The organism is Lentilactobacillus sp. Marseille-Q4993, assembly GCF_951230165.1.
Taxonomy (GTDB): domain Bacteria; phylum Bacillota; class Bacilli; order Lactobacillales; family Lactobacillaceae; genus Lentilactobacillus.
The window spans coordinates 1-7334 of sequence record NZ_CATNVB010000049.1; the positions used below are offsets into that span (position 1 = coordinate 1).

Annotated in this window: 6 protein-coding genes; 3 read left to right on the forward strand and 3 right to left on the reverse strand. The window is 41.9% G+C overall.

What is annotated here, in order from left to right; genetic code table 11:
• Window positions 1–168: 168 nt before the first annotated feature.
• On the reverse strand, window positions 169–402 hold the full coding sequence (locus QOW94_RS10635; protein WP_502867271.1) for a hypothetical protein: 234 nt from the start codon (window positions 400–402) through the stop codon (window positions 169–171).
• A 223-nt stretch (window positions 403–625) separates the two neighbouring features.
• On the opposite strand from QOW94_RS10635, the gene greA reads away from it, so the two are divergent.
• Both greA and QOW94_RS10645 read left to right on the forward strand, forming a co-directional pair.
• Entirely contained in the window at window positions 626–1102 is a 477-nt protein-coding gene (gene greA, locus QOW94_RS10640) for a transcription elongation factor GreA (RefSeq protein ID WP_283680435.1), read from the forward strand.
• Window positions 1103–1105: 3 nt separating this feature from the next.
• Window positions 1106–2227 (forward strand): VanZ family protein, encoded by a 1122-nt coding sequence (locus QOW94_RS10645; protein ID WP_283680436.1) that lies wholly within the window; start codon window positions 1106–1108, stop codon window positions 2225–2227.
• Window positions 2228–2322: 95 nt separating this feature from the next.
• Here QOW94_RS10645 and QOW94_RS10650 read toward each other — a convergent pair whose 3' ends face one another.
• Window positions 2323–5145, reverse strand: a complete 2823-nt coding sequence (locus tag QOW94_RS10650) for a cation-translocating P-type ATPase (RefSeq protein WP_283680437.1) — start codon at window positions 5143–5145, stop codon at window positions 2323–2325.
• Between the two features lie 178 nt (window positions 5146–5323).
• Entirely contained in the window at window positions 5324–5935 is a 612-nt protein-coding gene (locus QOW94_RS10655; RefSeq protein ID WP_283680438.1) for a DedA family protein, read from the reverse strand.
• A 151-nt stretch (window positions 5936–6086) separates the two neighbouring features.
• On the opposite strand from QOW94_RS10655, the gene QOW94_RS10660 reads away from it, so the two are divergent.
• Window positions 6087–7040, forward strand: a complete 954-nt coding sequence (locus tag QOW94_RS10660; protein ID WP_283680439.1) for an aldo/keto reductase — start codon at window positions 6087–6089, stop codon at window positions 7038–7040.
• Window positions 7041–7334: the final 294 nt, after the last annotated feature.

Consider the following 7334-nt stretch of genomic DNA (forward strand, 5'->3'; position numbering starts at 1 on the left):
GACATCTGTTTTCCTCTTTTCTAAATGGTTTGTGGTGAATTCATTATAGCAAAAGGGACAGGTGTCCTTTTGCGTCCAAAAAAATAGTGCGATAGATTTCTCTATCACACTAAAAAGTGTACAGCCGGAAAAATTAATTTCCGAAGCTTTTTTTGCGTTAGCTGGGACTTATGTCCCAGCCTCATTTCTTGCTCGGTATGAACCTCTTGACTCGTGGTAAGCAATCCAATTCTTGGCTGCTTGTTCCTTCTTTGATAGGTTTGACTTGTACTTAACTGTCTTCTTTGCTTTTGATACTTTCGTAGTCTTTGCGCTAGCAACTTCAAGGTTAACTGCGCCATCGAATGTCCCGAATAGGGTTAACGTACTCATAGCTAGAATGATGATCTTTTTTAATTTCATTATTAAAAATAACTCCCCTGTATTTATTCAACGTGTGTAAATATACCCCATTGGATTTACAGAAAGGTTTCTCAATAATTACAACCATATTAAGTAATTTCTAAATACCGTAACACTTTAGTTACATAAGTTGCTTTTCTGGCTAATTATGCCCATTTTATAGCATTTTCAGCGCCACTTTCCTATAATGAAAACTACAACCAATTATTTGGGGGAATAATTAATGAACGAAGAATTTCAAGACGTTACCCAAGCTGGTTATAATCAGCTCGAGCAAGAAATTGAAGATTTAAAAGCATCCCGACCCGAAAAAATCAGAATTTTAGCGGCGGCTAGGGCTCTGGGAGACTTATCGGAAAACGCCGAGTACAGTGCTGCCAAACGTGATTTACGGCACCTAGAGAGTCGACTTCGGTTCTTAACTAAGCAGCTTCAATACTCCCGGGTATTCACACCAAGAGACAATGACACGGTCGAAATTGGCAAAATCGTTAAGTTTGAATATTTAGATGATCACGATACTGATGAATATGAAATCGTTGGTACTCCCGAAGTCGATATCGAAAACGGTAAAATTTCAATTGCATCCCCAATTGGCAGTGCATTGCTCAATCACAGGACAGGTGACGTAATCACCGTCCAAGCCCCAAATGCCAGTTACCAAATCAAAATCATCTCAGTTTCAATAAAGGAGAACTAATTCATGTCGCAATATATGAGCATTATTCGCAACGCTGTTATCTTCTTCCCATTCGTGGCAGCTTTGATCACCATCCCCATCCTGATTTTTAATTACCGCAAATATGGGGCAATCCCCAAGTGGAATATTTTGATGATGTATTCATTCGTTTTTTACATGATGTGTGCCTATTTCTTCATTATTCTTCCTCTACCACCGGTCAGTTACGTAGCTCATCTTCACACCCCTACATACAATCTTCGGCCGTTCACGTTTGTACTAGAATTTATCAAACACAATCCATTCTCAGCGCTGCATCCTGGAACCTGGGTAGCCGCTATCAAGGCCCCAACGGTTTTACAGCCAGCCTTCAATATCGTTTTGACAATTCCGTTTGGATTTTACCTTCACTACTACTTCAAACGTAATCTTAAACAAACAATCCTGTTCTCATTGTTACTTTCACTGTTTTATGAATTAACACAACTTTCGGGATTATACGGAATTTATCCACGTCCATACCGATTGTTCGACGTTGATGATTTAATGTTGAATACCATTGGTGGGGTAATTGGATTTTACGGTGCCTCTCTTATCGGTCGCTTCTTACCAAACCAAGAAAAGATTCGCGAGAAGGCCCATTCAAAGAGTCAAAACATTTCAGTTATTCGTCGAGCTACCGCCTTATTTATTGATTTAGTAATTGTCAATATCGTTACCATCCTGATCAATTTTCTGCCAATTAACAATGATTTTGGCCTGCCAGTCGCCTTTGTACTCGTCATTATCTTACCCGAATTATTTCTGCGCCAAACCATTGGCCTAAAAGTTCTAAATATGAAAATTACCGACAAGTTTGGTAACCAAACTCATTGGTGGCAAATTATTCTCCGGAATTTGTTTGGCTATGGTATCATCGGTGGTTCTTTCATTACAGCGATGAAATTGTTGGAACTGACTGGAACTGTTCCTTACTCCGAGCTCTCAAAAATCAATATCTTCCTGGGCCAAATTTCCGTTGTCATCCTCTTGATATTTATCGACCTTTTGATTGAATTTTTCTCAATCAAACACCGCTTATTCTTCGAACGGCTAAGTGGAACCGATACCCGTTCAACCTACAAAACAAAAGACCTAACTAGATAAGCAATTAAAAAAGCAATCCAACTTTTCCGGAACTTCGGAGGTTGAATTGCTTTATTTATTCTATTTGGGTTTACCTAATTGGGGTGACAATTAGATTATCTTTCCAGCTGTACTGGCCGGTCGAATTTACTCTTTGATTTCAATACAAATCGCTTAAATCCTGAGATCAAGAACGTTGGTAACGAGGAAATTAGAATGATTCCCAAGTATAGCCCCATCGATAATGGTGCCGTCCCCATAACGTTATTAAAGAATGGAATCAACGTTACTAATACTGACGAAGTTGCCGCAAAACCAACCGCTAACGTCAGTCTTGAGTTAGAGAATGGGTTCCGGTCAAACAGCGTGTTAGCACTTCTTGCGTCGTAAACGTGCCATAACTGACCAAATACCAAAGTCAAGAACGCAACAGTTTGAGCCTGTGCAACTGAGAATCCTTGCATTGCTGCCCAGATGAAGGCAAGGAACACCATTCCACCCATGACAGATCCACGTAAAAGTACGCGCCCTAGCATCCCGTTTGCCAGAATTGAATCTTCAATATTTCGTGGCTTTTGGTTCATCATATTAGCTTCGGGTTCATCATACCCTAGGGCAAATGACGGCATCGAATCACTGATCATGTTGACCCACAATACCATCAAAGCAGTTAGCGTTGGGGTTACCGAAGTCACGTTTCCAATCGTAGTGTTGATCAGCACCACTCCAAGAAGTAATGACAACACCTCGGCCACATTGGTCGTCAACTCATGGCGCATAAAGTTAAGGATGTTGCAGAAGATACTCCGACCAGATTCGACTGATGCCTCAATCGTAGTAAATTTATCGTCCAGCAAAATCAAGTCAGCAGCGTCCTTAGTAACTTCTGTTCCGTTGATTCCCATCGCAATTCCGATATCAGCAGCCTTTAAAGCTGGGGCATTGTTGATTCCATCACCGGTCATCGCTACGATTTCCTTATGATTTTGGAGCTGCTTGACGATTCGCTGCTTATGTTCTGGTGATACCCGAGCATAAACCCTGGTTGTCAAAACTTTTTCAGCTAGCTCAGCGTCAGTCATCTTCTCAATATCACTACCAACGATTACTTCGGCATCATCGCTATCGATGATTCGCAACCGTTTAGCAATTGCTTTAGCCGTCGCTCCGTGATCACCAGTAATCATCACAACGTGTACCGCTGCTCCTCGGAGTTTTTCAACCGCAGCTTTTACTTCTTCCCTTGGCGGATCGATAATTCCCGCGATTCCAAGAAAAGTTAGTCCCTGTTCTAATTCTTCTGGAGTTCCGTCGTGAGCTTGTTGCTCGGTCACTTCTCGTTGAGTGATGGCAATCGTTCTTAAAGCATCGTTAGCAAAATCTAAAATCACGCCTTCGATTTCTTGCTCAACCTCGGAAATCGGAACGACTTTATCGTTGATCATCGCACTATCAGTCCGTGAGGCAATCACATCCGGAGCCCCTTTGGTAAGACTGTAGTACCTATCTCCCTCTTTGATCACAACCGTCATCATTTTCCGAGTACTATCAAACGGAATCACTCGGACAACGTCGATATCCCGGTTGCCTTCCTTTTCCAACAACTTATCCCTAGTAATTTCAGCCTTGCGAGCCATAACCACCAGCGAGACATCGGTTGGATTTCCAAATGGCCGCCAATTCTGCTTGTTATCAGGTTTAATTTCAGCTTCATTATTCAAAGCTGCAATTTCAAAAAAGCGTTGATAATCTTTGATTTCAGCCGTTTCAAACGTATGATCATCAATGATATCACCAAACGGAGTATAGCCGTTTCCTTCAACACTGAATCGCTTCCGGTTTGAGTAGAATCGTGTTACTGTCATTTCATTTTTGGTTAGGGTTCCCGTCTTATCGGAGGCAATGTAAGTCGTCGCCCCTAAAGTTTCAACACTGTTAAGGGATTTAATAAGGCCCTTACTCTTAGCCAGGATTTTTGCCCCGATCGTAAGCACGATCGACAACACCACTGGCATGGCATCAGGAATCGAAGCCACTGCAATGGCAATCGCAGTTGAGGAAATTCCCGCAATATCGCCAACCGTGATTTCACCCATTGTCATGAACTGTTTGACCAATTCAAAACCAACGGTAAAGACAATGATTCCACCCGCTAACAGCATTAATTTCTTACTTAAATCATGAACTGACCGTTCAATCGGTGTCTTGCCTTCTTCTTCAGACTCCATCAGGTCAGCAATCTTTCCTAATTCTGTATCCATTCCAGTTGCAACAACGACCGCAATGGCATTACCATTAACCACCATTGAACCCGAGAATCCCATGTTCACGCGGTCCGCCAAATCAACATCATCTTCAATGGCATCTGCGTTTTTTTCAATTGCATCTGATTCTCCGGTTAACTGTGATTCGTTCACTTGTAATTCAGCAGTTTTGATAAACCGCACGTCGCCTTCAATGAAATCACCAGATTTAAAACTGATGATATCACCAGGAACGATTTCCGTCGCTGGTACTGTCGTCCAAGACTGATCCCGTAAAATTCTTACCTGCGGTTGCCTCATATTTTTCAATGCATCGAGTGATTTTTGGGCACTCCTTGTTTGGTAAAACGACAGCCCACCATTAATCATTACGATTAGAGAAATTGCGATGGCTTCGTAAATGTTAGCTAACCCGTGTTCTGCATTATTCGCAACTTGGAACTCGTAAATTGAGCTAAGAATTGCAATAATCACAGCAACAATCAGGATAACAACTAATGGTTCCTTAAAGCTATCGATGAACATCCGCAAAGCTGACTTGCTTTGTTTCTGTTGAATCTCATTTTTTCCCTTATCGACTAAACGTTTACTCGCTTCTTCGCTGGAAAGCCCGGTTTTCCGATTAGTCCTTAGCTGTTCCAGTACTTCAGTGGCATTTGCTTTATACCAGTTCATGTCACCAACTCCTTATATTAACGATTCGAAAATCCTTATCTATAATTATAACAAACTGATTAAGAGTTGTCAGCTTTTGACTACTAAAAAGGCATTCTACTGAGTTGTTCTGATTCAGTAAAATGCCTTAAATTCAATGATTAAACCAAGTATTTAATTAGTAAATATTGACTAAAAGTTACGCTCGTTTCCGTTTCCACGTAATCACCAAGAACACCGCCACGATAATGACCGCAATCACTAGGATCACAATCAACCACTCATCGACCACGGCCAACATACTATTCCAAGCATGTCCTGCATAGTGGCCGACAAGGATCAAAACAGTATTCCAAATCAGCGTTCCGAATAATGTTAAAACCGTAAATCTGGCAAACGGATACTCTACCATTCCAGCTGGAATTGAGACTAAGCTTCGAACGACCGGTACACAGCGGCCAAAGAATATTGCCTTGCCACCGTATTTCGAGAAGAACGAACCGGCTTTGACAACATCCTCACCTTTTAGATGCAGCACCCGGCCAATCCGACCAGCCAATACCTTTTGCAATTGATGAACACTTAGCAGTTTGCCAACGCCGTACAGTATGATTGCCCCGATAAACGCACCAAGACATGCTGCGAGAATGGTCATCGGAATGTTGAGGCCACTCGAAATGGTCAAATAGCCAGCAAAGACAAGCACTACCTCGGAGGGAATTGGCGGAAAGACGTTCTCCAACGCTAGTAGGAAAACGATTGCTAAGTATCCATATTGAGTTATCAACTCAGTAATTTGTGATTCTGCCAATGCTTTTCTCCCTTCGCAGTGTTAGCAAAATTATATCATAGGTGAATCTTTGGATTAGTAATTATCATCTCCAAATTTTGTATCCGCTATCAGTTTTTCTTTCGAAATCCCCTAAATTGAAATATAATTGGAATTACGAAGGAGGTCAATTATGAAAACTATTAAAATTGGCGGTACTAACTTTGAGGCATCCCAAATTGCCTTAGGAATCATGCGCATGGCTGGTTTGGAAACAAACAAAGCTGCCGACGCAATCAACGCAGCAGTTGATTCAGGAATCAACTACATTGACTCAGCCGATATCTACGGTGATGGTCAATCAGAAACTAAATTTAAGGAGGCCCTTAAACAATCAGGGGTTTCTCGTGATAAACTTTACATCCAATCAAAGGGTGGTATCATCCTTGATCCTAAACGGAGCCACGATGGGCTGGTTTTTGGAGCCCGGTATGACTTTTCAAAGGATCATTTGATTGAGTCCGTTGACGGTATTTTGCAACGGATGGGGGTTGATTATTTGGATGCATTCTTACTCCACCGTCCAGATCCACTGATGGAAGAGGAAGGCGTTGCGGAAGCGTTTGATACCCTTCAACGTGAAGGAAAGGTTCGCCACTTTGGTGTTTCTAACTTCAATCCTCAACAAGTTGAATTAGTTCAATCATGGGTAAACCAAAAGTTATTGATTAACCAACTTCAATTTAATGTTGTTCATTCAGGTATGGTTACTAGAGGTATCCACACCAACATGATTGACGAAGGAAGTTTGGACCACGATGGTGGAATTCTTGAATATTCACGTCGTAAGCATATGACGATTCAAGCATGGTCACCATTTAACTACGGTCTGTTTGCAGGTATGTATATCAATGACCCTAAGTACCCTGAATTGAATGACAAACTGCAAGAATTGGCTGACAAATACGGAGTATCGAAGAACGCCATCGCAACGGCATGGATTGTTCGTCACCCTGCTCACGTGCAAGTGCTTCTCGGAACAATGACGCCAGAGCATATCAAGGATAGTGCAGCTGGGGCAGATGTCGAGTTGACGAAACAAGAGTGGTACGACCTGTATTTTGCGGCGGGAAATGATTTGCCATAAAATCAGAGTGTGAGGGAGTGGGACAGAAAGCATACAAAGATGCTTTCGTTGTCTCACCCCCGCAAGACCGACAGTAACTGAAGGCCAGGAATAGTGGCCTTCAGTCCTGACGGTTACTGCGTGTAGCAAGTGTTTAGATAAAAAAATGACACAGTAGTAAATTTTATTGGTTCTTCGTCAAACATCCTAATGTAAGAGGTATCAAGATTGTGACGACAATCTTGATACCTCTTTTACTATACTAAAGTTGAGGTTGAGGTCGCCAACACCAGTGGAATTAAATTCCGAGCGTCA

Excerpts from the sequence above, each read along its gene's own strand:
- QOW94_RS10635 (WP_502867271.1), bottom strand. The coding sequence starts at position 402 with ATGAAATTAAAAAAGATCATCATTCTAGCTATGAGTACGTTAACCCTA.
- greA (WP_283680435.1), top strand. The coding sequence starts at position 626 with ATGAACGAAGAATTTCAAGACGTTACCCAAGCTGGTTATAATCAGCTC.
- QOW94_RS10645 (WP_283680436.1), top strand. The coding sequence starts at position 1,106 with ATGTCGCAATATATGAGCATTATTCGCAACGCTGTTATCTTCTTCCCA.
- QOW94_RS10650 (WP_283680437.1), bottom strand. The coding sequence starts at position 5,145 with ATGAACTGGTATAAAGCAAATGCCACTGAAGTACTGGAACAGCTAAGG.
- QOW94_RS10660 (WP_283680439.1), top strand. The coding sequence starts at position 6,087 with ATGAAAACTATTAAAATTGGCGGTACTAACTTTGAGGCATCCCAAATT.